This window comes from Streptomyces sp. NPDC048278, assembly GCF_040652195.1.
In the GTDB taxonomy this organism is placed as follows: Bacteria; Actinomycetota; Actinomycetes; order Streptomycetales; family Streptomycetaceae; genus Streptomyces.
In genome coordinates this window covers 61,982-85,951 of sequence record NZ_JBEZLP010000026.1, presented here as the reverse complement: position 1 = coordinate 85,951, position 23,970 = coordinate 61,982, and the positions used below count along the sequence as shown (strand labels likewise).

Annotated in this window: 21 protein-coding genes and 1 pseudogene; 12 read left to right on the top strand and 10 right to left on the bottom strand. The window is 67.8% G+C overall.

Features of this window, described 5'->3' with window-relative positions; all coding sequences use genetic code 11:
• The first annotated feature begins 1 nt into the window (after position 1).
• Together AB0D74_RS35105 and AB0D74_RS35100 are read left to right on the top strand one after the other, a co-directional pair.
• A complete protein-coding gene (locus tag AB0D74_RS35105; protein ID WP_362595931.1) occupies positions 2 to 1,252 on the top strand; it encodes a hypothetical protein in 1,251 nt (416 codons plus the stop codon).
• Between the two features lie 148 nt (positions 1,253 to 1,400).
• Positions 1,401 to 4,253, top strand: a complete 2,853-nt coding sequence (locus AB0D74_RS35100; protein WP_362595929.1) for a competence protein CoiA family protein — start codon at positions 1,401 to 1,403, stop codon at positions 4,251 to 4,253.
• Between the two features lie 6 nt (positions 4,254 to 4,259).
• Here the strand turns inward: AB0D74_RS35100 and AB0D74_RS35095 are convergent, their stop codons facing one another.
• Together AB0D74_RS35095 and AB0D74_RS35090 are read right to left on the bottom strand one after the other, a co-directional pair.
• Positions 4,260 to 4,445, bottom strand: coding sequence for a DUF397 domain-containing protein (locus tag AB0D74_RS35095; protein WP_362595927.1), 186 nt, complete (start codon positions 4,443 to 4,445; stop codon positions 4,260 to 4,262).
• A pseudogene (locus AB0D74_RS35090) lies at positions 4,442 to 5,308 on the bottom strand (helix-turn-helix transcriptional regulator). The gene AB0D74_RS35095 and the pseudogene AB0D74_RS35090 overlap by 4 nt, the downstream one beginning before the upstream one ends.
• A gap of 196 nt (positions 5,309 to 5,504) precedes the next feature.
• Here AB0D74_RS35090 and AB0D74_RS35085 point away from each other — a divergent pair.
• Complete coding sequence (locus tag AB0D74_RS35085) at positions 5,505 to 5,966, top strand: ATP-binding protein (protein ID WP_362595925.1); 462 nt, start codon at positions 5,505 to 5,507, stop codon at positions 5,964 to 5,966.
• A gap of 120 nt (positions 5,967 to 6,086) precedes the next feature.
• On the opposite strand, the gene AB0D74_RS35080 is transcribed toward AB0D74_RS35085, so the two are convergent.
• The 4 genes from AB0D74_RS35080 to AB0D74_RS35065 form a co-directional block, all read right to left on the bottom strand.
• A complete protein-coding gene (locus tag AB0D74_RS35080) occupies positions 6,087 to 6,587 on the bottom strand; it encodes a hypothetical protein (RefSeq protein ID WP_362595923.1) in 501 nt (166 codons plus the stop codon).
• 196 nt (positions 6,588 to 6,783) lie between these two features.
• Positions 6,784 to 7,638, bottom strand: a complete 855-nt coding sequence (locus AB0D74_RS35075; RefSeq protein ID WP_362595921.1) for a helix-turn-helix transcriptional regulator — start codon at positions 7,636 to 7,638, stop codon at positions 6,784 to 6,786.
• Positions 7,639 to 7,644: 6 nt separating this feature from the next.
• Positions 7,645 to 8,160: a DUF6879 family protein gene (locus AB0D74_RS35070; RefSeq protein ID WP_362595919.1), complete on the bottom strand. Its 516-nt coding sequence runs from the start codon at positions 8,158 to 8,160 to the stop codon at positions 7,645 to 7,647.
• Positions 8,135 to 8,386, bottom strand: a complete 252-nt coding sequence (locus AB0D74_RS35065) for a hypothetical protein (protein ID WP_210922521.1) — start codon at positions 8,384 to 8,386, stop codon at positions 8,135 to 8,137. The genes AB0D74_RS35070 and AB0D74_RS35065 overlap by 26 nt, the downstream gene beginning before the upstream one ends.
• Before the next feature lie 230 nt (positions 8,387 to 8,616).
• Here AB0D74_RS35065 and AB0D74_RS35060 point away from each other — a divergent pair, with 230 nt between their 5' ends.
• From AB0D74_RS35060 to AB0D74_RS35050, 3 genes are all read left to right on the top strand, one after another.
• Positions 8,617 to 8,991 carry a DUF6415 family natural product biosynthesis protein gene (locus AB0D74_RS35060; protein ID WP_362595916.1) on the top strand — a complete coding sequence of 125 codons (375 nt, stop codon included), beginning with the start codon at positions 8,617 to 8,619 and terminating at the stop codon, positions 8,989 to 8,991.
• 121 nt (positions 8,992 to 9,112) lie between these two features.
• Positions 9,113 to 9,613, top strand: coding sequence for a hypothetical protein (locus AB0D74_RS35055; RefSeq protein WP_362595914.1), 501 nt, complete (start codon positions 9,113 to 9,115; stop codon positions 9,611 to 9,613).
• An 80-nt stretch (positions 9,614 to 9,693) separates the two neighbouring features.
• Positions 9,694 to 10,347, top strand: a complete 654-nt coding sequence (locus AB0D74_RS35050) for a class I SAM-dependent methyltransferase (protein WP_362595912.1) — start codon at positions 9,694 to 9,696, stop codon at positions 10,345 to 10,347.
• A gap of 77 nt (positions 10,348 to 10,424) precedes the next feature.
• Here the strand turns inward: AB0D74_RS35050 and AB0D74_RS35045 are convergent, their stop codons facing one another.
• Positions 10,425 to 10,610: a DUF397 domain-containing protein gene (locus AB0D74_RS35045; RefSeq protein ID WP_362595910.1), complete on the bottom strand. Its 186-nt coding sequence runs from the start codon at positions 10,608 to 10,610 to the stop codon at positions 10,425 to 10,427.
• Entirely contained in the window at positions 10,607 to 11,479 is an 873-nt protein-coding gene (locus AB0D74_RS35040; protein WP_362595908.1) for a helix-turn-helix transcriptional regulator, read from the bottom strand. Before AB0D74_RS35040 ends, AB0D74_RS35045 begins: the two co-directional genes overlap by 4 nt.
• 277 nt (positions 11,480 to 11,756) lie before the next feature.
• Between AB0D74_RS35040 and AB0D74_RS35035 the strand changes: the two genes are divergently transcribed.
• The gene (locus AB0D74_RS35035) at positions 11,757 to 15,137 is read left to right on the top strand and encodes a type ISP restriction/modification enzyme (RefSeq protein ID WP_362595906.1); all 3,381 of its coding nucleotides are present in this window, start codon (positions 11,757 to 11,759) and stop codon (positions 15,135 to 15,137) included.
• Between the two features lie 202 nt (positions 15,138 to 15,339).
• On the opposite strand, the gene AB0D74_RS35030 is transcribed toward AB0D74_RS35035, so the two are convergent.
• Together AB0D74_RS35030 and AB0D74_RS35025 are read right to left on the bottom strand one after the other, a co-directional pair.
• Positions 15,340 to 15,603 (bottom strand): hypothetical protein, encoded by a 264-nt coding sequence (locus tag AB0D74_RS35030; protein WP_362595904.1) that lies wholly within the window; start codon positions 15,601 to 15,603, stop codon positions 15,340 to 15,342.
• Positions 15,600 to 15,953: a DUF6247 family protein gene (locus tag AB0D74_RS35025; protein WP_362595902.1), complete on the bottom strand. Its 354-nt coding sequence runs from the start codon at positions 15,951 to 15,953 to the stop codon at positions 15,600 to 15,602. The genes AB0D74_RS35030 and AB0D74_RS35025 overlap by 4 nt, the downstream gene beginning before the upstream one ends.
• A gap of 350 nt (positions 15,954 to 16,303) precedes the next feature.
• On the opposite strand from AB0D74_RS35025, the gene AB0D74_RS35020 reads away from it, so the two are divergent.
• The 5 genes from AB0D74_RS35020 (at position 16,304) to AB0D74_RS35000 (ending at position 23,951) form a co-directional block, all read left to right on the top strand.
• Entirely contained in the window at positions 16,304 to 18,721 is a 2,418-nt protein-coding gene (locus AB0D74_RS35020) for an AAA family ATPase (protein ID WP_362595900.1), read from the top strand.
• Positions 18,718 to 19,125 (top strand): hypothetical protein, encoded by a 408-nt coding sequence (locus tag AB0D74_RS35015; protein WP_362595898.1) that lies wholly within the window; start codon positions 18,718 to 18,720, stop codon positions 19,123 to 19,125. Before AB0D74_RS35020 ends, AB0D74_RS35015 begins: the two co-directional genes overlap by 4 nt.
• A 62-nt stretch (positions 19,126 to 19,187) precedes the next feature.
• Positions 19,188 to 20,825 carry a hypothetical protein gene (locus AB0D74_RS35010; protein WP_362595896.1) on the top strand — a complete coding sequence of 546 codons (1,638 nt, stop codon included), beginning with the start codon at positions 19,188 to 19,190 and terminating at the stop codon, positions 20,823 to 20,825.
• Positions 20,826 to 20,925: 100 nt separating this feature from the next.
• A complete protein-coding gene (locus AB0D74_RS35005) occupies positions 20,926 to 22,743 on the top strand; it encodes a DUF4357 domain-containing protein (RefSeq protein WP_362596036.1) in 1,818 nt (605 codons plus the stop codon).
• Positions 22,740 to 23,951 (top strand): restriction endonuclease, encoded by a 1,212-nt coding sequence (locus AB0D74_RS35000; RefSeq protein WP_362595894.1) that lies wholly within the window; start codon positions 22,740 to 22,742, stop codon positions 23,949 to 23,951. Before AB0D74_RS35005 ends, AB0D74_RS35000 begins: the two co-directional genes overlap by 4 nt.
• The last annotated feature ends 19 nt before the right edge of the window (positions 23,952 to 23,970 follow it).

Genomic DNA, 23,970 nt, shown 5'->3' with positions numbered 1-23,970 from the left:
AATGGACAACGAGATTCAGCTGATCAGCTACGGTGACGGACTGGCGGTCATCGGGAACGCAACAGACGTCGAACGTTTCCTCGTCTCGCAGGGACTGTCATCAAAGGACCGTGAACCGAAAAGGCTCAAGTCCGTCTTCGGTACGGGGGCTGCAGTCGCGCAGACAGGTTCAGATATTGCCGCCAACTCCGCTTCCTGGGTGAAGCTGACCAAGGAGTCCGCGCAGCGTGTCAAGGAGTTCGGGCTGATGGAAAGCAAGACGCCAGGCATCAGCCATGCGATGGTGGGGAAACCTGGCTCAATCAAGAAATGGCTTCAGGTGGAGAAGGGGGCCGGCTCGTTCCTCACCAACCCGGCGCGTCTGGCTGGTGCCGCGGGGATCATGGCACAGCTTGCGATGCAGCAGACCATAGACGAGATCACCGACTATCTCGCAAGGATCGACGAAAAGGTCGACGACGTGCTCCGCGCACAGAAGGACGCTGCGTTGGCCCGCATGATCGGAGTGGACCTGATCATCGAGGAGGCAATGACCATCCGAGAGCAGGTGGGCCGGGTCTCCGAGGTCACGTGGTCGAAGGTGCAGGCCGCGCCGGCGACGATCGCAGAGACCCAGGCGTACGCGCTGTGCCAACTCGACGCACTCGCGAAGAAGATGGACCGCAAGACCAAGATCGGCGATCTCGCCACGACGGCCAAGGAAGCCGAGTCCAAGACTCAGGAGTGGCTCGCTGTTCTGGCTCGTTGCTTCCAACTGCAGGACGCGATCGCCGTGCTCGAACTCGACCGAGTGCTGGACGCGGCTCCGGATGAGTTGGACCGGCATCGTCTCGGGCTTCGGGTCGCCCGACAGAACCGGCTGGATCTCATCTCGCGGAGCACCGAGCGGCTGGTGGCCCGGCTGAATGCGGCTGCCAGCACGGCCAACGCGAAGGTGCTGCTGAACCCGACCAAGTCGCCGGCTGCAGTCCAGTCGAGCAACCATGTCGCAACCCGTGTCTATGACTTCCACGGACGGCTCGGGATTGAGTCCGGTCGTCAGTCATCGGAGGCGAGACGATGGGTGGACGCGGCCGGGGAAGCGAGGGATAAGGCGCTGGAGACAGGAGCGAAAAGCGTCGATGCCGCCATAAGCCTCGGCAACGAGACCCTCGACCGGGCCAGCTCGGTAACGGGCAAGCTCTCCAGCGGGATCGCCGAGCGAGCGCGCCGTCTGCTCGGGGACGAGGAGAAGCGCGACGCGGAAGGCTGAGAGAGCACCGACCGTCAGCCACATGCGCCAGTCCAGTGGCGTTCTCCGGTTTCCCAGGCGAGGCCGGCGGGAGACCACGCCGCCGTGACGATGGCCGGTACCGCTTCCTGCCGTTAGCCCTGACTCATCGCCCACCCGGAGCCGTGTCATGACATCGTTCCCCGACGGGGGAGACACCCGCAAAGTCCAAACAGCCGTCATCGGACGTGCCGGTTCCGATGTACCAGTGTTCCTCCCGTACGACCACGACGAGTTCGACGCCTTCATGCGAGGCCGCTCGCGCGACGAGTTCTACTGCGGAACCCTCCTCGGAGGCTGCGGCAAGAAACTCACTCCCAAGCGGTACACCGAGAAGAAGTGCCACTTCGCCCACCGGCCGCCCGTCCACTGCCGCCGCACCGCCAACGGCGAGTCTAGCGCCGACCACCTCTACATCGGCCAAGCCCTGGCCCAATGGCTCGCCCAGCAGGACCACCGGAAGGCCAAGGCGTCGTACCGGACAGTCGGGGACAGGCCGGGCGGGACCGTGGACTTCCAGCTTTCCGGTGGGCGACAGTTCGTACGCGTTCAGCTGGCACGGCTGGGCCTCCGACAGTGGCAGCAGGAGGCAGAAGGCCTCACCCAGGGAGCCGAAGCTGTCGAGTGGTTGTTCGGCCCGGACAGCATGCTTGCCTACGACCGGGTGAAGACTCACGGGTACGCAATTCGCATCGAGTGCCGGACCGTCGGTGCCACGCGTGAGGTGCGCGTCGGTACCCAGCTTCCCGGCGACACCATCGAGTGGACGGCCTTGTCCGAGTGCTCGATGACGCGCGAAGGCATCGTCACGCCGAGCCTGGCGCACACACTCAAGGGCATCATGCCGCGCCGTTCGACCGAGGCGGCTGCTACAGCTGCCCAGGTCTTCTTCCAACTGGCCGATGACACCGTGGCCTTCACAGGGGCCATACCGCGGAACGACGTACGCCCACCAACGGGAACAACCGGGCGGGTCTACGACGCGGACATTCAGCCCGTGGGAGCTTCAGTGCTCCGGGCCCGCATCGTCCTTCCCTCGATCACCCCGGCCCCTAATCCATCCAGGGTGTACCTCCTCGGGAACGGGGTGACGCTGACCCCTCTCGGCGCCCCGGAAGACGCCCCTGCCTGGCTCATTCTTGCGAGCCGGGCGCGACGCCTCGACGCCCGGGAGGCTGCCGCCTGGAACGGACTCAGGCCGGCGCTGCCCGAGTCGACGGCAACCGGCCACACTCAGACCTCACGGCCCACACCGGCGCACGACGTACGACGACCAGGCCTCAGCGACCCCGAGATCGTCGCCTCCCTCCGGCAGAACCTGGAGTGCATCGCCCGGTCCGGTGGCCGAGTCACCTGGCCCAAGCTCGTCCGGGCGATGGGGAACGGCGCACAGTCGATCACACCGGAACACCGCCTCAAGCTGCTCGTGGCAATGGACTTCCCCCCTGCCCAGGACAGACCGGTGCTGTCCTCACTGCTCACTACCGGCGGCGACGGACCAGCATCCTTCTTCGCCGATGTGCTCACCGAGCTGGGCTGGGCACCAAGCATGTCCACACAAGAGGTTCATCGAATCCATCAGCAAGAGCTGGAGCGTGCGTACCAGCTCTTCGGCGCGCGCCAGGCCGAGGCATCGCCGAGCCGGAAGGCAGCGGAGGCGGAGACCCCGCCCGCGTCCGCGGGATGCCCAAAGGAAGTACCGGAGCCTCAGAAACCCCAGGTTGGCCGGGAGTCGATCTCACCCGCGAGCCTTCCCACTCTTCAGCTGGTACTCGCACTGCGTGAGCACCTCAGGGCACGCGCGAAGAACGGCGCCACCGACGTGACCTGGCGCGAGCTGTCGGAAGCGACGGGCTTCGCCTTCCGGCTTCTCTCGGACGAGCGGTGCGCCAACCTCCTGTTCCATGTGGATGAGCCACTCACGGATGGCGGCCTCATGTACGCGGCCCTCGTCGTCGCCGAGGACGGCAACCCACTGCCATACTTCGCGTCGATCCTTCAGCGGCACGGCCGTCCGGTACCGGGCCTCCCGAGCGAGGTCCACTGGGCCAGGCAACTGGAGGTGGGCCGAATCCGCAACGCGTACACGGACGCCGAGCGACAGCGGAAGACCGCCGGAACCGCGCCAGCTGATGCCGTATCCGCCCCTGAGGCACGATCAGGCTCCGAACTCCAATCTCACGTTTCCGAAGTCGCTGCCATTGGCACCCTGACCGGGCTCCGCTGGAGATTCGACAGAGCCCGTCAGACCGGCGACCTCGCCGAAGCCAAGCGCGTCTGGCAGGAGGCGGGAAGGGTCTACGGTACGAAGCTGACGCCTGAGAACCAGGCAAAGTACCGGAACCACTTGCGCGACATGAGCGAATGGGTCCGGGACCGCGAAAACGAGAATGTCCTGGCAGAGCTTCGTCCCTTGCTGCACAACCTTGCGCAGAAGGACGGTGTCGCAGACACCGGCACCCTTCGTGGCGACCTGAACAGGGCGAAGGAACTGAAGAGGAAGTATCACGGCAAGTTGCCGGAGGACCTTCAAGCGGCTCTCCGAGCCAGCGAGGAAGGACTTGACGAGCCGACCGCGTCGCGGAATGAAGTGAGCGCCCCTGATCACGAGACGGACCACGAGTCCCGGCCGAGCAGGGAGAAGCTCTCCGAACTCGCGGCCCTTGTACGCGCCGCACTGGAAGACGCCGCACACGGTGGCACCACCACGACCTGGTCAGCCATCCGGCACCGTCCGGGCGTCGAACTTCCGCACCTGCACCCGGACGACCAGGGGGAGATTCTGGTTCTTGCTGACGCGGACACCCCTATGAGCGAGCCGCTTCTCTCCGCTCTGGTAACCACGAACATTGGTGAACTGCACCCGCTTTACCGGCACGTGGCCTATTCGCTCGGCCGGGACCTGCCCGTGTCACAGGACGAGCTGCACGCCCAGTGGCAGCTTGATGTCCAACGACTCTACGGTCTATGGAAGCACCGCTGACTTCGTTCAGACGTCCGCCACGAACCCCACGAACCGCGACCACTCCGCACGCCCGACCGCGAAGTGAGGACGCGTCACGTCCTTGGAGTCCCCTACGAAGATGGCCTGTTCGGTGAGGGCGACTTCGACGCAGCTATCACCCTGGCTGCCGCTGTAGCTGGACTTGAACCAGGCCAGTTCCGTCGCGCTCATAGTTCTCCTCGGAGTCGCTCTAACGGGCCCCAGGAATCCTTGGAGTTGAGGGCCTGCGAGCGCAGTGTGTCATAGCGCTGGTAGAGGAGGCTCACCTCTTTCGGGTCGGAGATCAGACGGCCGTTCTGCTGCCCTTCGGAGTACGCGAGCCGCTGCCCCTTCGGGGTCTCCAAGCGCTGCAACGGGCCGTCCAGGCACGCGTGCAACCCGGCCTCAAGCGGCACGATCTGAAGCGTCACGTTGCGCGGCGCGCTCAGCTCCAGCACTCGATCGAACATCTCCCTCATCTGGTCCGCGTCGCCGAACCGGCGCCGGAAGACGTGCTCCTCGACAATGAAGCTAAACGGGATGGTCGGCCGCTCAAACAGCATCCGCTGCCGCTCCATGCGCCTGGCCATGAACTCCTCCAGCTGGTCGTCCGGTGCAACCGGCACGGTGCCCTCGAACACCGCCCGCGCATACCCCTCTGACTGCAACAACCCCGGCACCAGCCTGCACTCATACGTACACAGACTCACCGCGACCCGCTCCAGCCGAGCCCATTGCCGGAACCAAGCCGCCAGCCCCACATCCCCCCGCCCCCGCGTCACGTACTGCGACGACTTCCGCAACGCGCCGGTGTTCCCGAGGAGTTCCTCCGACCGCACCACGTACGACTCGTCGGGCATCCTCCGTCCCAGCTCCACCGGCTCCACGGTGTGCTTGGAGAAGCGCACCAGGTCCGCGAACTCGGCCCTGCTGTAGCCCGCGTGCTCGCGCAGCGCCTGCTAGACGGCACCCCAGGTCCGCAGACTGTCCGAGGGGTCGGGCTCACGATCCGGCTCACCGCCAGCCATCTCCCCGTCGCCGCCGCCGTCGGTCATGATGTCGATGCCGCCCGTCATACGCGGCCACCTCCCGTTCCGTACACGGACCACGCACTGTCCGTCGCCCCACGGCCGACGGCACCCAGCGTGACGGAAAACCTCCCGTACCGTCCACAGAATGTGTCCGTGCGGTGACGCACCGTACGGGCGTCACTCTTGGAACGCTCCCCCGCGCACCCGCCACGGTGGCCCCATGAGCGCAACTCTTCCCCAACCGCCCGGCACCGTGGCCACGTTCGCCCAGCTCCTGTCCTCCACCCGCCGAGGAGCCTGCCTCGCCCACCTCCTCGCCACCACCCAGCTCCGCGCCTGGGACCTGTCACCCGACGTGAGCGATCGAGCCGAGCAGATCGTCGCCGAACTCGCGGCCAACGCGGCCCTGCACGGCCGCGTCCAGGGCCGCGACTTCCGGCTCACCCTCGACACCACGACCGGCCTGCTCCGCATCACGGTCACCGACGCCAAGGGCGGACAACTCCCCGTCGTACCAACCGACTCGGCGACAGACGGCGAGACGGGCCGCGGTCTGCTCATAGTCGACGCACTGGCCGACCGCTGGGGCACCGAACCGCATCCGCCGGCCAGCAAGACCGTCTGGGCCACCCTCCCGACCAGCAGGACCACCGGGACGGGCGACGCCCCGTGCCGCGGATGACCTCGCCGCCCGATATCCTCCTGTCGAAGGGACCGGCAGGCTCTCCCGAGCCTCGTCCGGGCATGGTGTGTCGTGACCGACCTGAGGAGCCGGTCCGCCCGTACGGCGCGTGTCCCCCGCTCAGGTCGACACCGGCGGCCAACGGTACTGCTCGGCCGTCTCGGCGTAGGGGCGCAACAGCGGCCCCAGTTCCGCACGTACCAGATCGGCGTCGCCCGACGGCAGGGTCAGTGACGCCCGCCGCAAGCGGACGCTCCATGTGGCGGGGTCGGGGAAGACCGACAGCCTGGGCACCAGCTCGCGCAGGACCAGTCCGTCCCGGAACCGGGCGAGGCCGGACACCGCCAGGCGGCAGCCCTCCGTGAAGGAGCGCTCTCCGAAGACGACCGGCTCCTCCAGGACCCGCACGGAGCTGGCCACCGTGGCCCGGCCGATGACACGTCCCAGGTCACGCGTCGGGTTACCGAGGCAGCCCCGTGTGGTGTAGAGGAAGATCTCGTCACCCTCCTCCAGCGCACGGGCCGCCTTGGAACGACCGGCCGGAAAAGCCATGCGCTGTTCGGTCAGAACCCAGCTCAGGGCGGCGCGGTCTCCGATGATCAGCAGGTGCGTGGACGGCATAGCGATCACGATAGCCGGGGTCTGACCGCTCAGTGCGGCAACGGATGTCCTGTGTTCACCGGGTGCTTCGGGTAGCGGACCATGGCGGCGGGACTCGATCAGGTCCCGGCGGCGGTCAACTCGTCGATGTCGGCGGTCAGCGCATGCCCCCAGCACCACCGTGACGGCCCGTCTGGGGGCTTCTGCACGGCAGGGGTCAGCTCAAGGCGTCGATGGCCTTCACGATCAGGGCCCGCGCGTCAGCCCCGTACACGGCCAGTTCCGTGAGCCGGGTGAACGCCCGCAGGTACATGTCGAGTTCACTCGGCGCCGTGACGGTCACCTTCGCGGCGAGCAACTCCACATGGATCCGCGAGTCGTCGAACACCGTGAACTGCTCCAGCGGCCACATGACCTGCTCCCGCGTGGCGGCGGCCGGGATGATGCCGAGAGACATGGACGGCAGAGACATCGCGGCCAGCAGGTTGCCGAGTTGGCCGGCCATCACGTCCTGATCGCCGACCCGGTGATGGAGGACGTTCTCCTCGACCAGGGTCGCGAACCGATGGTCTCCCTCGTGGATGACGTGCGCGCGACGCATGCGGACCTCGACCGCGTCGGCCACGTCGTCCGGGGTACCGCGGAAGTCCGCGATCGTGCGCATAAGCGCCGTCGCGTAGCCGGGTGTCTGCAGATAACCGGGGACGACATGGGAGGCGTACACGCGGAAGTGGCGGGTGCGCTCGTACAGCTTGGCCGAGGTCTCCGCCAACTGCTTCATGCCCGTTCGCTGGAGCCGTTTCCACTGCAGGTACATGGAGTCGGCTTGCCGGTTGGCCGCGATGAGGTCGTCCGCCTGGTCGTGCGCGCCGCAGGCTGCACACCAGACGCGGATGTCGGCGTCGGCCGGCGCGGTGACAGCGTTCTCGATCCTCGACGACTTGGCGACGGACCAGCCCGCGAGCCGGGCGAGTTCCTTGCCGGTGATGCCTGCGTCCAGACGCAGCTCCCGCAGCCGGGCCGCGAGAGCTGCGCGTGCATCCTGCACGCTGGACATGGGGAAGGCGGACATGGACGGTTACTTGACCTCGTACTGGTCGTGGGGGGTGGCCCGTTCCCAGAGCCGTTCGTATGCGGTCGCGTGCTGGGAGACCGTGCTGCGCTCGTCGCAGAGTTCCTTGCTGACCCATTCGCCGTCGCCGGAGAAATGGTGGATGCGTATCAGCCGCTCGTCGAAGATCCAGAGGTCAGTGCCCGGGACGAGCAGGTCCCACGCGTGGTGCCGGGGGAGCCAGCGCACCTCCTCGCCGGCTTCCACGTTGGCGCGGGTCTGGTAGTGCTCCCACGCGATGTAGTCGGTGACCGGCTCGGACACGATCCTGACGCGCCGCACGTGCACGCCTCGGGCGACAGCGTCCGCGATGTTCTGGTGGTAGGGACGCCACCAGGAACCCCGGTCGTCCCAGTCGACGCGCTGCCCGTTCTGCCAGGCTTCGAAGCGGGGGTTGGTGAAGTAGGCGTCCCTCATCTCCAGATGGGCGGCCGACTGCGTGGTGTCGGCGAGGAGTTCAGCGAACTCCGGGATCGAGCTCATCGCACGCCTTCCTGATGATCGGGATCATACGGGCCGGGATCCTGATGACGGTCTCGCCGGACGGGATCGGCGCCCTCGCCGGGGACAGCGCGTCGCACGTCGCGGTCGTCTCGTCGTCGGCCTGGTAGCTCTGGATCAGCAGATCGTCCGTGCTGGTGTCCACCCAGACTGTGGGGCATCCGTCCTCGTCTGTCTCGGGGTCGATCCCGACGAACTGAATGTTCATGGTGGCTGGTCTCCCGCACTGGTCGGTTGCAGCGATTTACACCACCATCATGTGTACGTGTCGCGCGGTCAAGAGCACATGTCGCTCATGACCAGCGCCCACAAACTGCCATGTAATTCGGTGCAACTCCGTGGCCAGGTCAATGGAGAATTCCCTACGGTCGGGGCAGACGATGGAATCCGGCGGCTTCGAGAAGAGCCCCGGGCATGGCCGACTGTGAAGGAGTCGACGTGCCGAACCGTACCGCCCGCAAACCTGCTGCGGCAGACCGCGACGACCCGCCGGACATCGCCACCATGCGCTCCACCGCCGACCGGATCCTCGCCTTCGACGCGAAGCCCATCAGCCCCGAGGACCTGGAGACGCTCCGGATCGACATGCGCGGCCAGCTCGAACTACTTATCCCCGCCGTCCAGGGCCTCGCAGCCGGGTTCCCGAAAGGGGACATCCCGCGCGAGTGCGCCCTGGCCGGTGCGCGTGAAGCAAGCATGCGGCTCCGGCTGGGGATCGGCGGCAACAGCCCCGTGCGTATGTCCGTGTCGATGAAGCTGGCTCGCTCCGTGGTCGCCCTGTGCGACCACTGCGAGAACCTCGGCGGGCGGTGACCCTCCCGGCCTCGTGACACCCCTGAACTCCCGCCCCGGCTCCCCGATCCTGGACAGGTCGAACAACCGGGGCGGGTTGCACCACACAGCACGGCAACGACACCCCCAGAAGGGCAGGTCAATGACCGTCACACTCGAACCGCCCATCAGGACACTCACGCGGGACCCTAAGGAGCTCCTCAACGCGGTAGCTCCGCACATCACCGAGTTGACCGTCAACGTGTTCGACTCCGGCATGAGTCTGTGGGACCGCGAGGTCTCCCTGCTCCTGCGCGACCACACCATGGTCCGCGACATGGCCGAACGGATCCTCGGCAACGCCGTCATGTACGTCATGGGCTCCATCGAGAACCCCGACGTCCACCTGGGTGTCGGCAAGCTCGTCGACCTCGGCGTCCACCAGCTCATCCTCGATACACCCGTCTGGTGGGGTATCTGCCGCCTCTACAACAGCGGCCGGTTCAAGCACCACGCCCCGTTCATCGAGCGTCGCCGCGACGGCCTGTGCCTGCGCACCGGTGACTTCCTCCGCTCCCAGGGCTGGGCGATCGACGAGGAGCTGTGGGCCATCGACGGCACGGACTGCTCGCCGTGCGACGACAAGGTTCCGGACAGCCACTGATCCCCGCTACAGTCGCCCCCGTCCTCACGGTTCCCCGAGGGCGGGGGCTCCCGCATCCCGATACGACCAGAGGAACAGCTGTGCCCGTACCGCACGACATCGCCGCCGAGACCGAACTGTGGGACGCCTACGCCGAGTCCGCGTTCAAGGGCGACGCCGAGCCGTCATTCTGCTGGACCCAGTACGCCAGCCACGGTCCCGGACCCGAGCTCCTCGGCAGCCCGGAGACCGTGCTGGAGATCGGCTGCGGCACCGGCCGCGCTCTCGCCCACCTCGCGCAACAAGGCGTCAAGTCCACCGGGGTCGATCTGTCGCCGCGCATGGTGGCGCTCGCGGGCGAGAAGTGGGCGCCGCTCGGGGTGCGGATCGAGTCGGGCGAGATCCTCGACTGGCTCGCCGCCGACGAGAGGCGGTACGACGCCGTGTACTCCATCTTCGGCGCGGCCTGGTTCACCGACCCATCCCGCCTCTTCCCCCTCGTCCGCAGGCACCTCGTCCCGGGCGGCGTCTTCGTGTTCTCCCAGCCACCGGCCATCCCGGGCGCCTACGGGCCGCAGGGCATGTACAAGGGCGGCTTCGCGGGGAAGGCCATGTTCACCTACCGGTACAGCTACAAGCCCGCAGTGTGGGAGCGGCACCTGCTCCGAGCCGGTTTCACGTCCGCCGAGGCGACGGTGGTGGATGCCCCGAAAGCCGGGCACATCGGCACGCTCATCGTCCAGGCCCGCGCCTGACAGTCGCGTCACGGCCCCGGCCGGCATCCTCCGTAGCCAACCGGGGCTTCAGGCCCGAGTGCCACCCCGTGAGCCGTTCAGGCTTCCGCCGCGAACCCCACGAACCGTGACCACTCCGCACGCCCGACGGCGAAGTGTGGGCGCGTCACATCCTTGGAGTCCCGTACGCGTATGGCCTGTTCGGTGACGGCGATCTCGATGCAGTCGTCACCCGAGCTGCCGCTGTAGCTGGACTTGAACCAGGCGAGTTCCGTCATGCTCATAGCTCTCCTCGCAGTCGCTCCAACAGGCCCCGCGAGTCTTGGGGGTTGAGGGCCTGCGAGCGCAGTGTGTCATAGCGCTGTTGGAGGAGGCGCACCTCTTTACGGTCGGAGATCAGCCGGCCGTTCTCCTGCCCTTCGGAGTACGCCAGCTGTCGCCCTTCCGGCGTCTCCAACAGCCGTACCGAGCCGTCCATGCAGGCATGGAACTCGGCCTCGGTCGGCATGACTTGAAGCATCACGTTGGGCGGCGCCGTCAGCTCCAGCACGAGGTCCAACTGCCCCCGCAGCACGTCACCACCCCCGAGCCTGCGTCGGAAGACGGACTCCTCCACGATGAAGTGAAACGGCACCGTCGGCCGGTCCAGCAGCATCCGCTGCCGCTCCAGTCGCGCCTCGACCTGGGCCTCCGTCTGCTCCTCGGTCAGCAGCGGTAGCCGGTTCTCGAACAAGGCCCGCGCATACCCCTCCGACTGCAACAACCCCGGCACCAACCGGCACTCGTACGTGTACAGACTCACCGCCACCCGCTCCAGCCGAGCCCACTGCCGGAACCACGCCGCCAGCCCCACATCCCCCCTCCCCCGCGTCACGTACTTCGACGACTTCCGTAACGCCCCCGTGTTCCCCAGCAGCTCCTCGGACCGCTCCACATACGACTCGTCCGCCAGCCGCCGCCCCAACTCCACCGAAGCCACCGTGTGTTTGGAGTACCGCACCAGCTCCGCGAACTCGGCCCTGCTGTACCCCGCGTGCTCGCGCAGCGCCTGGGCCACCGCCCCGAACGTCCGCAGACTATCCGAGGGATCGGGCTCCCGGTCCTCCCCGGCACCCGTCAGGCCATCGTCGTCCACCACACCGCCGCCGGTCATCAGCGGTCACCTCCAGGTGCGTACGTACCGTGCTACATCTCCGTGCTCGACAGCACCCAGCGTGACGGAAGGATCCCCGTACCGTCCACCGAATGTGTTCGTACGCTGACGCACCGTACGGGCCACGCTCCTGCTCCGCGCCCCGGTACGTCTCCGTACGCTGGAGTTTCGCTACATGCCGCCAATCAGCCCACATGTATCGATGTTTGCTGCTTGCCATGTCATGGGCATTCTGTATGGGTCTGATCACCTGCGTGGGTGCAGCCTTGGGGGGCCGATGTCACGAGGGGACGTCAGGGCGGGAAAAGGCACCACCGGATCGGTCGCAGACCTCGTCGCCCGGTTCGGCCAGGAGGTCAGGGCCAAGCTACAAGGGCCCGCCGGGGCGGTCAGCAGCAAGGAAGAGAGCCTCACCGCACCAGTGGAACACCTGTTGCGCGGCATGGCCTCACGGCAGCGCCTCAAACTCATCGTCCACGGTCAGAGTCGCGTCAAGAGGCTCAGGATTCGGCCTGACTTCGCCATCAGTTGCGGCGGCAGGACCCTGGGGCACGTCGAGCTGAAGCAGCCGGGCAAGGGGGTCGATCCTGAGAAGTGGCCGGTGAAGAGCCACGACCGGAAGCAGTGGGAGAAGATCAAGGCCCTCCCCAACGTGCTGTACACCGACGGACATGACTGGGCGGTCTACCGCTTCGGCGTGCAGGTCGGCCCCACCGGACACCTCGTTGGAGATCTGGAGTCCGGTGGTCGGCAACCCGTCGTCGCGGACGACGGGTTCGAGCGTGCCCTCACGCACTTCTTCATGCCGGCGCCCCTCACCCACGGCAGCATCGACGAACTGGTCAGGCGCATCGCGAAAATCTGCGACCTGTTGCGAGACGAGGTCACCGAACGTCTCGCCCGCGAGGAACATGGAGAGGCCGACGCGGCGTTCTCGATTCTGGCCGGGAACTGGAAGGACCTGCTCTTCCCCGACGCCCGTCCGGAGGAGTTCGCGGATCAGTACAGCCAGACGCTGACGTTCGCCGTCCTGCTGGCCCGCCTCGACCGCATCGACCTGGCCAAACTCTCCCTCCCCGAGGTCGCGATCCGATTAGGCAAACGGCACTCCCTGATGGGCAAGGCACTGGCGGTCCTGACGGACGAGGCCCTCGTCGATCTGCGAGGGATCATCGACACGCTGATCGACGTCATATCGGCCGTCGACCCCGAGATGTTCAAGGACGAGACCGGAGACGCCTACCTCCACCTGTACGAGGGCTTTCTGAGCGCCTACGACCCGGAACTGCGACAGCGGACGGGTACGTACTACACACCCGGCGAGGTCGTCCGCTTCATGGTCGGGTTCACCGACGAGGTGCTGCGCCAGCGGCTCGGCCAGGAGGACGGGTACGGAAGCGATGACGTCACCGTGGTCGACCCCGCTATGGGTACCGGGACCTTCCTCATCAACATCATCGACCATGTGGCCAAGAACTTCGCGCTGAAGTACGGCAGCCACCTCAAGTCCGGGCTCCTGCAGGAACTCTCGAAGCGGCTCGTCGGGTTGGAGAAACAGACCGGACCCTACGCAGTGGCCGAACTCCGTGTGCACCACGCCTTCCGGGCCCATGAAACCGATGTGACGCGTCACCAGCCGAGGCTTCTCGTGGCCGACACCCTCGACGATCCAGCCGTCGAACACCACCTGGGCCTGATGTACGAGGCGATCGCCCGCCACCGCCGTATGGCGAACAAGATCAAGGCGGACGAGAGGGTCATGGTCGTCATCGGCAATCCGCCCTATCTACGGGGAGCGAGACAGTCGGGCGTCGGACGCTGGGTCACCGAGGGCAACCCGAACGAGCAGGGCCCGATCCTCGCCCGCTTCCACCCCGAGGACAACGGACGCGTCGGCTACGCACTCGACAACCTCTACGTCTACTTCTGGGCGTGGTCCACCTGGAAGGTCTTCGACCAGCTCACGGCCACGGGCACACCGAAAGCACCCAGCGGGATCGTCGCCCTTATCACCAACTCCGGATACCTCGACAGTGAGGGCGCGGCCGGAATGCGCCATTATCTGCGCGAGGCCGCCGACGAGGGTTGGGTCATCGGTCTCTCCCCAGAAGGGCCCTACTCCGACACACGCACCCGTGTCTTCCAAGACGTGAAGCGGGAGATCTGCATCGCCGTCTTTGTCCGCCGGGGTTCTCCGGACCCGGGGACCTCGGCGCGGGTGTGGCGACTCGACGTCCCGGAGGGCACGCGCGAGGAGAAGTTCGACTGGCTGGAAGGGCTCGGCGTCGAGGGCAACCGGAACGGGACCTCCTGGCAGCTCTGCCCCACGGGATGGACCGCGCCTTTTCACGTCACGTCCGACTCCGAGTGGTCGGCCATGCCGTCAGTGGACGCCTTGCTGCCCTGGACGAGCTCCGGAAACAAGAACAACCGGAGTTGGCCCGTCTCACCCAGCCGGAAGGTTCTCGAAAGGCGCTGGCGCAGGCTTGTCCAGGCTCCGGCAGAGGCCAAGGCGGCGCTGATGAAGAGCACCGGAGATCGTCGTCCGGACAAGCCCGAACCACCCTTGCCCGGCCAGCAGGAGATGGACACGCTAGCAGCGGAGAAGGAGACCGTTCCGGTCATCGTCCGGTACGGGCGGATGACCTTCGACCGGCAGTACGTCATCGCGGACCGGAGAGTGATCGACCGGCCGCGGCCGGCCTTGTGGTTCGCCCACGACGACCGGCGTCAGATCTACCTGTCCGAACTCCACACGGAGTCGGGGCGCCCGGGCCCGGCGGTGAGCTTCACCGCGCTGCTGCCCGACATTCATCACTTCAAAGGCACCGAAGGCGGCCGCGTAGCGCCCCTCTACCGCCACCCTCACCTGGCGGAACCGAACGTGACGCCCGGACTGCTGCAGCTGCTCACCAAGACGCACAGCGTGGCGGTCACCGCCGAAGACCTCTTCGCGTACATCGCGGGGATAGCCGGCCACAGCGGCTACACCCGCCGCTTCGCCGCGAACCTGGCCGAGCGCGGCGCCCGTATCCCCCTGACGCGTGACTCAGCCTTGTGGGCGGAGGCGGTGGAGGTGGGCAGGCGTACGGTGTGGATCCACACGTACGGCCAGCGTTTCGCCCCTCACCACCACGACGGCCCGCCAGGACCGACTCCGAGACTGCCTCCGGCGGAGCAACCAGAATGCGTCGTCGCGATCGGAGAGGACGGCGAACTGCCGGACAGCATCTCCTACGACGCCACGACGCGAACCCTCACGGTCGGCACCGGCTCCATTCGCCCTGTGGCGCCGGAAGTCTGGGGCTACCAGATCGGCGGGGTGCAGGTGATCCGCAAGTGGTTCGGCTTCCGCAAGCGCAAGCCGGACGTGGAGTGGCAGACCCCGTTGAACGATATTCTGCCTCCGACCTGGCCTGCCTGGTGGACCGTTGACCTGCTGGACCTCATCAATGCGCTCGGACTTCTCGTAGCACTGGAGCCCCGGCAGGCCGAGATCTTGGACGCCGTGAGCAGCGGCCCGCTCATCACGACCGACAACCTCCGGGCCGAGGGCATCCTGCCCGTGCCTGCGTACGCGGCCAAGGAACCGAAGCCCCCGCGGATGTCCCGGCGCAGCCCCGGGCCCGGTCAGGAGGCCCTCGACTTACCGGACTGACTCACGCCCGGCTTGAGTGCCTGACACCCGTACCGTCAAACGCGCCCCCGCGCGCCCGTCACCGTGGTCCCCATGAGGGCAACCACGCCCCAGCTCCCCGTCGCCCAGCGGATGTTCACGCAACTGCTGCCGTCCACCCGCCCCTCGTCCCACTCATCAACGAGCTTGCGGACGAAGACGAGTCCTGGCCAGTGACCGACCGTCACCCGTTCCAGACGATGTTGCAGACGTAGACGCACTCGTGCCCGGGTACGGCGAGGAACTGGATGAAGCCGCGTCCGCCGAAAATCGGGAAGTTCCTCAGCCCGCCGGGTTTTTCCTCGGGTCTGCTTCCTGCCGTCTCGGCATCGCGGCCCAGCGCGGCGAGTTCGGTGGCGATGCGTTCCACTTCTGCGACAACGCCGACGGGGAGCCCGGCGGTCAGGTACTCCTCGCTCGGGTTGTAGTCCCATTTCCAGTCGGTCACAGGCCGGCCTCGGCCTCCGCCTCTGCGTGGATCTTCCTTATCTCGGTGATGGCATTCGCCGGATCCTCTACTCCTCCGCTCACCACGTCTTCCAGGTGGCGCAGGCGAGCGGCTCGTGAGGGGTAGCGCTGGATCGCGACGAACACGCCCCACGTGTGGACGAAGGTGCGCAGCGGAGCAAGGGACTGGGCCCGCTGCGCGCTGGTGGTCGCGTCGACGAGATCACGGACGAATGCTGACATACGGCTCGGCGTGAGCTCTTCGACGGCGGCACGCAGGGCGTCGGGGGTCAGGGCGGGCATGGGGATGAGCGGCTCACCGGGCTGCGGCTGCGCGTGCAGTGCGGTCACGATCATGCTCCCGGTTCGATGGTGGGCGTTGGCTGCGTTGTAGACGGTACCCGGACCGCGCCGGATCGACGGCCGGATCAACGCAAGGGCATGAGCCACGCCCGATCGGCAGAGGAAGACCGTCGCCCTCCCCCACCGCACGCCGCCTTGGCCCGGCCTGCCGGAAACGTCATCCGCCGCCCAGTGGCCACCCAGCTCAGCCATCCGTAAGGCGTACACAAATTCGAGTGCGTGAAAATCTGTAAACACGTTGACAGTGCTAACAAACTATCTTCATGCTCGAAGTGCCAACAAGGCGCATCAGTAGTCCGCGTGGCCCCTACCGCCGCGCCCGACAACGGGAACCGACCATGACCGATCAGCCGCCTGCCTCCGTGCGCGATCTCCTCCTCGACCGCCTGCGTCAATCCGACCTCGCACCCCAGGTGCAGGAGCTGCTGCACGAGCTGGTCCCCGAAGAGACGGCCAGGAGCAGTGGAGGGCGGGCCGGACCCGTGCAGCTCCGGTCCATCACCGCGGCCGGCTGGCGCGGTATCGGGCCGCGGACCACGCTCGAACTGCCGCCCGGGCCTGGCCTGGTCGTCGTCGCGGGCCCCAACGGCTCCGGCAAGTCGAGCTTCGCCGAGGCCGCCGAGACCGCGCTGACGGGGCGCAACTCCCGGTGGGCCGAGCGTCGGGCCACCGACTGGCAGAAGGGCTGGCGCAACCTGCACAGTCCCGACGTCACCCCCGAGGTCAACGTTGAGCTGACCGTCGGCGACCAGGGCGAGGCGGTCACCCTGCGGCGGACCTGGCACGGTCTCAAGGTCGACGAGGCGCGCACCAAGGTCGAAGGGTCGGACGGCTCGGAGCGGAAGTTGGAGGAGGTCATCGACGCCGAGGCGCTGGACCTCGCCCGGCCCTTCCTGCCGTACAGCGAACTCGGTTCGATGATCAACGGCACGCTCGGCGGCCTGCACGACGCCTTCTTCAAGCTTCTCGGGCTCGAACTGCTCGCCGAGTTCGACGGCCGGGTCAAGGACACCGCGAGCGAGTGCGAGCAGGCGATCAAGCGCGCGGACGCGCTCACCACGCAGCTCCTCGACGCACTGGGCACGCTCGACGACCCCAGGGCCCGCGAGGCCGTCCAGGCGTTGTCGGGAGCCAAGCGCGACCTCGACCTGGTACGTGCGCTGTTGGAGAGCCGTACCCCGGCCGCCGAGGCCGAGCTGGCCCGGTTGCGACAGCACGCGAGCCTCGCCGGGCCGGATCTGGCGGAGGTCGGCGGGGCTGTCGCCCGGCTTCGGGAGGCCGCCGCCGGCGCCGAGGAGACCCGGTACGGCAGTGCCGAGGAGGCCCGCCGCCTGGCCCGGCTGCTGGAGGCGGCGGTCGAACACCAGCGACGTTCACGGAGCACGGACTGCCCGGTCTGCGGCGCTGAGGACCGGCTGGACCGGGCGTGGGCCGAGCAGGCGCGGGCGGAGGTGGAGCGGCTCCAGACGGAGGCCGCCGGTGCCGAGGCCGCTCGGCAGGAGGTGGCGGTCGCCGTGCGGGCCGTCCACGATCTCGCACAGCCGGTTCCGGTGTGGCTGCGCGGCGCGGCCTCCCCGCTCACGGCCGTGTGGCAGGAGTGGGCCCAGTGCCGGGACATCGCCCACCCCATAGAACTGGCGGACCGCGTCGAGCGTGCCGCAGCGGCCCTGGACGACGCCTGCCGTCAGGTGCGGGAGGAGGCCGCTCGGCGGCTCTCCGAGCATGACGGTGCCTGGCAGCCGTTCGCCGTACGGCTCGCCGAGTGGCTCGGCGCGGAGGAGGCGGCCGAGGCCGCTCGCGAGCGGCGCAAGCACGCGCGTAAGGCGCGGACCTGGCTGCGGCCGATCATCGACGAGCTGCGTGACGAGCGACTGCGGCCGTTCGCCCGGCGGTCCCAGGAGGTGTGGCAGAAGCTGTGCGAGCACAGCAGCGTCGCCCTTGGATCCGTCACCCTCGCTGGCACTCCCGGTCGCGGCAAGGTCGAGCTCGACGTCTCCGTGGACGACATGTCCGCCCCCGCCTACAGCGTGATGAGCCAGGGCGAGCTGCACTCGCTCGCGCTCTCGCTCTTCCTGCCGCGTGCCACGCACGCGAACAGTCCGTTCGGGTTCCTTGTCATCGACGACCCCGTGCAGTCCATGGACCCCGAGAAGGTCGAGGGGCTGGCCCGGGTGCTCGACGCGTGTGCCCGGGACCGGCAGGTGATCGTCTTCACCCACGACACTCGGCTTCAGCAGGCCGTCGCCTACCTCGGCATCAGTGCGACCGTCCTGCGTGTGAGCCGCCAGACCGACTCGGTGGTGGGCGTGGAGACGCTCACCGACCCGGTGGAACAGGCTCTCGCGGAGGCGCGGGCCGTCTCCCTGGACCCCAACCTGCCGCAGGACGTGGCCGATCACGTGCTGCCCGCCATGTGCAGGGTGGCGGTGGAAGCCGCCTGCCTGGAGACCGCGCGGCGCAGGCTCCGCGACGAGAAGGGGCTCGGGCTGCGGGCGGTCGAGGAGCGCGTGGAGTCCCTTGAGCGCACCAAGACGTATGTTTCCCTCGCCCTGCTGGTGGACGAGCAGCAGTACGCCCGGGCGGCCGTCGAGCGGATCTGCCCCGGAGGCTGGACGCTCATCGAGGCCTTTAACTCGGGTGCCCACACGCCCCTGCCGACCATAGACGACCGTAAGGATCTCGTCCGCCGGACCAAGGCGCTCGCGACGGCGATCCGGAGCAGCGCCGGGACTCAGAGCACCGGGGGCGCCCGATGACCGCGTCCCCGGAGACCCTCGTGGCCGCCGCGAGCCGTCTCCTGCTTCCCGAACCCGGCACCGTGACCACCCTGGCCCCGGGCCTGCGTGCCCGTGCCGCCGCGGTCCTGCTCCGCATGGCGCTCGACCAGGCCCTGGACACCTACTGGCAGCGGGTCACTCCGTCGATGACGCGGATCGGCAAACACCGGATGCTGTGCCTGGAGTGGTATGCGGGCCACGACACCGCCCGCCGGTGCCGCACCACCTGGTCGGCGCTCAGCGCGGCATGCCACTACCGCACGTACGAACTGCCTCCGGCCCCCGCTGAGATCCACACCCGGCTGCTGGAGGTCACCGCGCTCCTCGCGGCCCTGCACGGCAGGCCGGGCACGGCTTCCGCCACGTCGGCGGCAGACGCCTGAGGGCGCGTGCCGCGTCGCGTACAGCTCAGATCAAGTACACCCCGGAACGCGAGGACCCTGCCTTGGACACCCGCCGCTACCGCATGGTCGTCTCCAGCGGACTCGACTACGTCACCACCGGAGCACAGGTCGACGACCGGCTACGCCTGTGGCTCAAGGAGCCCCCGAAGAGCTACGACGTCGCCGCCTTCGCCGAGGGACGCAACGAGATAGCCCGCGGGGTCACCCTCGACCACGACTCGGCGACCGGAACCTCCGGGGCGTACGGACGCTGGCGACTGCGGGAGACGCTGCCAGGCGGGACCTGGCAGACCACCTTGCTGATCCGCCAGAGCGGCGACAGCCCGACCAGGGTCCAGCTGGACGTCGAGCACCTTCCGGACGACCCCGAATCGCTGCCCGTGCCGGCCAAGACGCCCCGGCTCGCGGGCAGCCTCCTGGACGTCCTGGACGCACGCGACGGTCTCGCCGACGTCACCGCGCAGCCTCAGGTCGTCGAGGCCGCGGACGTCGACGCCGTCATCGACGAGCTGTGCGACGAGACGCGGCGCCTGCCAGTCGTCGTGGCCAGCACACCGTTCGGGATCGACTTCGACTCCTGGCTGGAGGACACGGTGGACCCCTTGGTCCGCCCTCTGGCCGGACTTGCCATTCTCTACGTTCTCTCCCCAGAAGCGGAGACCGGCTTCAACCGGGCGCTGGAGTACCACCGGGTCTACGGCGGCGGTGTGCGCACTTATCTTCCGGGCGTCGATCCGGCGTGGCCCGCAGACGGTCAGCGCCACCGGGTGATGTCCCGCCGGATGATCAACGAGCGGCCGTCCCATGCCCGCCGGATCCTCGCCCAGTTGCCCCAGCGGTTGGCCGCCCGCACCCCGCTGCCCGCCGAGCTCGACTCCGTGCCCGTCATGCGAACCCGTACCCGGGGCGGCTCCCACGCACCCGAGCTGGATCGGCTGCGCGACGAGAACCAGGCACTGTTGGAGATCCTGGAGGAGGCCGGGCGGGAGCAGCGCGTACGGGCGGACGAAATCCGCGACCTCAAACACGAGCTGCGAAAGGCGGAGGACAACGAGACACTGCTCATCGCCGAGTACGACGAGCAGTACCGCGAACTACACAAGGCCCGGGCACAGGTGCAGGTCCTCCAGAGGCACCTGGTGGCCGTCGGCGCCGCAGCGGCCGCCTACACCCCCGCCTCCGCGCCGGACGACTGCCCCGAGTCCTTCGAGAACCTTCTCGACCGCATCGCCGGCCTGCCCCACCTGCACTTCACCGGCTCACGCAAGGTGACTCTGGAACTTGACGCCCAGGCATACGGATCCTCGTGGGTTCGCATGACCTGGGACGCTGTGCTGGCGCTTCTGGACTTCGCCGAGGCAGCCGCCGCAGGGCAGGCCGACCGCGACTTCAAGCAGTGGTGCTCGGACGCCCCGAGCGGAGTCCGCACGATCTCACCGAGGAAGATCGTGCGAGACGAGTCCAAGTCGGTGAAGAGCAACTCCGGCTGGCGCAGAGAGCGTACGTTCCCCGTGCCCGAACACGTTAATGCAGCGCGGAAGATCTTCATGGGCGCACATGTACGGGTCGGCGGCGGCAACTCGGTCGCACCGCGACTGCACTACCACGAGGGCGCCCGCGCCGAACACGGGATCTACATCGGGTACATAGGTCCGCACCTGACCAACACGCTGACTTAGATCTCGCGGAGGTATGAGCCCTGCTGAGCCGCCCATTGTCAGCGGCGCCCCCTATCGTTCTGAGTGAACGCAGTATGCGCGAGTGGGGGAATTGGTGACCATGGCCGACGACGGCACGCCGTACCCGGAATTCCGGCTGAAGCTGCCCAACGGCGGCCCCGAGGCCCGGGGACGGCTGCTGACCGAAAAGGGGACGAACGGAAGCCAGAAGTTCGTCGTCCTGGCCGGGTCTCCGGGGCGGCCGGAGGTGGTGCCCTCCTTCCCTATCCGCATGCCTTCGTCGTTCCGCCTCAGGCAGCGGCTGATCGAGGACGACATCTTCGTGGAGTCGGAAACCTGGCCCGGCTGGATGGAGCTCGTCGAGGACGTCGAGTGCAACTCGCCGTCGGCCGCCGCCGAGATCCTGGTCGGTCGCAGTGCCAACGGGTGGCTGGAGTGGAAGACCGCCGACGGTCATCCTCTCTCCGACTACCTCGACCAGGTGTGGTGGGGACCCAACCGTGCCTGGCTGGTGCGCGGCTCCAATGTCTCCGGCCTCGACCTCGTCCGGCGTCTGTGGCTGCCTGAGCGGCTGGTGACTCTGCGAGCACGTCACCTCCGGCAAGGTGTCGAGCAGGGCATCAGCAAGGACCGGCTGCGTGCCGCCGTCGAGGAGGACTACGCCTCCACCGCGACGTACAACCAGAAGGTGCAGCTGGTCGAGGAGCTGCACATGTTCCTGTCTCGGATGAGGCCCGGGGACACTATGTGCACGATCTCGGGCGGTCGGCTGTACGTCGGCAAGATCACGGGGGACGCCGAGCAGCTCGCTTCCGAGGACGGCCGGTCGGACCTGCGCCGGCCGGTGGAGTGGGCGGACGACGGGCACGCGTACGAGGACCTGCCCGAGGCGCTCCAGCAGAAGCTCTCCGCGCAGCATGACGTCGTCGATCTGACCGCGGTGAAGGATCTCATCGACGGCCTGGGGATAAGCGACGAGGACCTGATCGAGGAGGCCGAAGCCGCCGATCGGGACCCGAGCGTGGAGATCCCCGCACTCACCGCCCGACGTGAGCTGGAGCTGCCCGAGCCTACGGACGAGTTGGCCGACGAACTCCTCGTGCACAACACCGCCTGGCTGCGCGAGGTACGTGATCTGCTGTGGGACGAACGGCAGTTGGTGCTGTACGGCCCGCCCGGAACCGGCAAGACGTATCTCGCCCTGAAGCTCGCCGAGTTCCTCGGCGGCGGGCCCGAGCAGGTCAAGCTCGTGCAGTTCCATCCCTCCTACGCGTACGAGGACTTCTTCGAGGGTTTCCGGCCGCAGGAGGATCCGCAGACCCGGGAGGTCGCCTTCCGGCTCACCGCCGGCCCGCTGCGTGAACTCGCCGATCTGGCCTCCCGCGAGGGCAACCGGCACATCCCGCACTTCCTGATCATCGACGAGATCAACCGCGCCAACCTGGCGAAGGTCTTCGGCGAGTTGTACTTCCTGCTGGAGTACCGCAACAAGTCGGTCCGGCTGACGTACTCCGGCGATGACTTCGCGCTACCGCCCAACCTCTTCGTGATCGGCACCATGAACACCGCTGACCGTTCGATCGCCCTCGTCGACGCGGCGATGCGCCGCCGCTTCGCCTTCGTCGAACTGTCCCCGCGCACTGAGCCGACGAGCGGGCTGCTGCGCCGCTGGCTCACGCGCGAGGGTCGCGACACCGAGCCTGCCGATCTGCTCGACACGCTCAACTCGCGCATCGACGATGCCGACTTCCGCATCGGGCCCTCCTACCTGATGAAGAGCGGTGTCTATCGGGAAGGTGGACTCGAGCGGACGTGGCGGACCAAGATCTTGCCGCTGCTTGAGGAGTACCACTACGGGGAGGGCGTGGACGTCGAGAAGCGGTACGGGCTCGCCGCCGTGCGGGAGTCGTCGGGGTGACCCAAGTCGTCGAACTCGTCGAGCACACATCGGCCATGGGCATCCCGCTGCCGGATGCTGTCGGACGAGCGCTGGCAGCCGGGGACGTCGTGGACGCGGCTCCTGATCCCTACGCCCCGGGACGTTGGTCTCTGCGCGCCGGCAGCAAGGTCGGCGCCGTGGCGGTTGTGGTGCCGGGGAAGGACGAGCCGGTCACCGTACGCGTCACCCCCAAGGTTGCCATCGCCCGCCTGTTCTTCCTCCTCGGGTACAGCCTCGACCCGAAGGGAAGCTGGCGAGACGGGCAAGTCGATATCGCCGGGCACCGCGATCTGCTGCCCGCGCTCGCCCATACCGTGGAGCGGCAGATCGACCGCGCTCTGCGGCAGGGACTCCTCCAGGGATATCTGGCGACCGAGGAGACGTCCCTGGTCGTCCGGGGTCGCGTCCGGGAAGCCGAGCAGATACGTCGGCGGTTCGGCGCAACGCTGCCGGTGGAGGTGGAGTACGACGAGTTCACCATCGACATCGCGGAGAACCGTCTGCTGCGCACCGCCGTCGAGCGCCTCCTACGGCTGCCCGGTGTACCCCACGATGTGCGTCGCGGGCTGCTCCACCAGCGAGCCCGCCTGGCCGACGTCACCGTGATCGTGCGCGGTCGGCCCCTACCGGTCTGGCAGCCGAGTCGACTCAACTCGCGCTACCAGCACGCCCTGCATCTCGCCCGTACCGTCCTGGAGAACAACTCCGTCGAGCACGCGCCCGGCGCACTGCGCGTCGACGGGTTCCTGTTCGACATGAACAAGCTCTTCGAGGACTTCGTGACCGTGGCGCTGCGGGAGGCATGTCGTAGCCTCGGGCACTCGGCGCGGCTCCAGGATCCGCATCACCTCGACGAGGCGTCCGCGATCCGCATGAAGCCCGATTTCGTGCTCTACGGGCCGAGCGGCGCCCCGTGCGCCGTGGTGGACGCCAAGTACAAGACCGAGAAGCGGGACGGTTTCCCGGACGCCGACCTCTACCAGATGCTCGCGTACTGCACCGCCCTGGGCCTGCGCGAAGGCCACCTGGTGTACGCCAAGGGCAACGCGCCGCACGCGGCCCACACGGTGCGGCACGCGGGCATCGTCATCCACCAGCACGCCCTCGACCTCGACCAGGAACCCTCCGGGCTGCTCTCGGACGTGGAGAAGGTGGCCGCCCGGCTGGTGAGCACCCCCCGCGTATGATCCACTGCGGAGTGTCCGT

Excerpts from the sequence above, each read along its gene's own strand:
- AB0D74_RS35105 (WP_362595931.1), top strand. The coding sequence starts at position 2 with ATGGACAACGAGATTCAGCTGATCAGCTACGGTGACGGACTGGCGGTC.
- AB0D74_RS35100 (WP_362595929.1), top strand. The coding sequence starts at position 1,401 with ATGACATCGTTCCCCGACGGGGGAGACACCCGCAAAGTCCAAACAGCC.
- AB0D74_RS35095 (WP_362595927.1), bottom strand. The coding sequence starts at position 4,445 with ATGAGCGCGACGGAACTGGCCTGGTTCAAGTCCAGCTACAGCGGCAGC.
- AB0D74_RS35085 (WP_362595925.1), top strand. The coding sequence starts at position 5,505 with ATGAGCGCAACTCTTCCCCAACCGCCCGGCACCGTGGCCACGTTCGCC.
- AB0D74_RS35080 (WP_362595923.1), bottom strand. The coding sequence starts at position 6,587 with ATGCCGTCCACGCACCTGCTGATCATCGGAGACCGCGCCGCCCTGAGC.
- AB0D74_RS35075 (WP_362595921.1), bottom strand. The coding sequence starts at position 7,638 with ATGTCCGCCTTCCCCATGTCCAGCGTGCAGGATGCACGCGCAGCTCTC.
- AB0D74_RS35070 (WP_362595919.1), bottom strand. The coding sequence starts at position 8,160 with ATGAGCTCGATCCCGGAGTTCGCTGAACTCCTCGCCGACACCACGCAG.
- AB0D74_RS35065 (WP_210922521.1), bottom strand. The coding sequence starts at position 8,386 with ATGAACATTCAGTTCGTCGGGATCGACCCCGAGACAGACGAGGACGGA.
- AB0D74_RS35055 (WP_362595914.1), top strand. The coding sequence starts at position 9,113 with ATGACCGTCACACTCGAACCGCCCATCAGGACACTCACGCGGGACCCT.
- AB0D74_RS35045 (WP_362595910.1), bottom strand. The coding sequence starts at position 10,610 with ATGAGCATGACGGAACTCGCCTGGTTCAAGTCCAGCTACAGCGGCAGC.
- AB0D74_RS35040 (WP_362595908.1), bottom strand. The coding sequence starts at position 11,479 with ATGACCGGCGGCGGTGTGGTGGACGACGATGGCCTGACGGGTGCCGGG.
- AB0D74_RS35035 (WP_362595906.1), top strand. The coding sequence starts at position 11,757 with ATGTCACGAGGGGACGTCAGGGCGGGAAAAGGCACCACCGGATCGGTC.
- AB0D74_RS35020 (WP_362595900.1), top strand. The coding sequence starts at position 16,304 with ATGACCGATCAGCCGCCTGCCTCCGTGCGCGATCTCCTCCTCGACCGC.
- AB0D74_RS35015 (WP_362595898.1), top strand. The coding sequence starts at position 18,718 with ATGACCGCGTCCCCGGAGACCCTCGTGGCCGCCGCGAGCCGTCTCCTG.
- AB0D74_RS35005 (WP_362596036.1), top strand. The coding sequence starts at position 20,926 with ATGGCCGACGACGGCACGCCGTACCCGGAATTCCGGCTGAAGCTGCCC.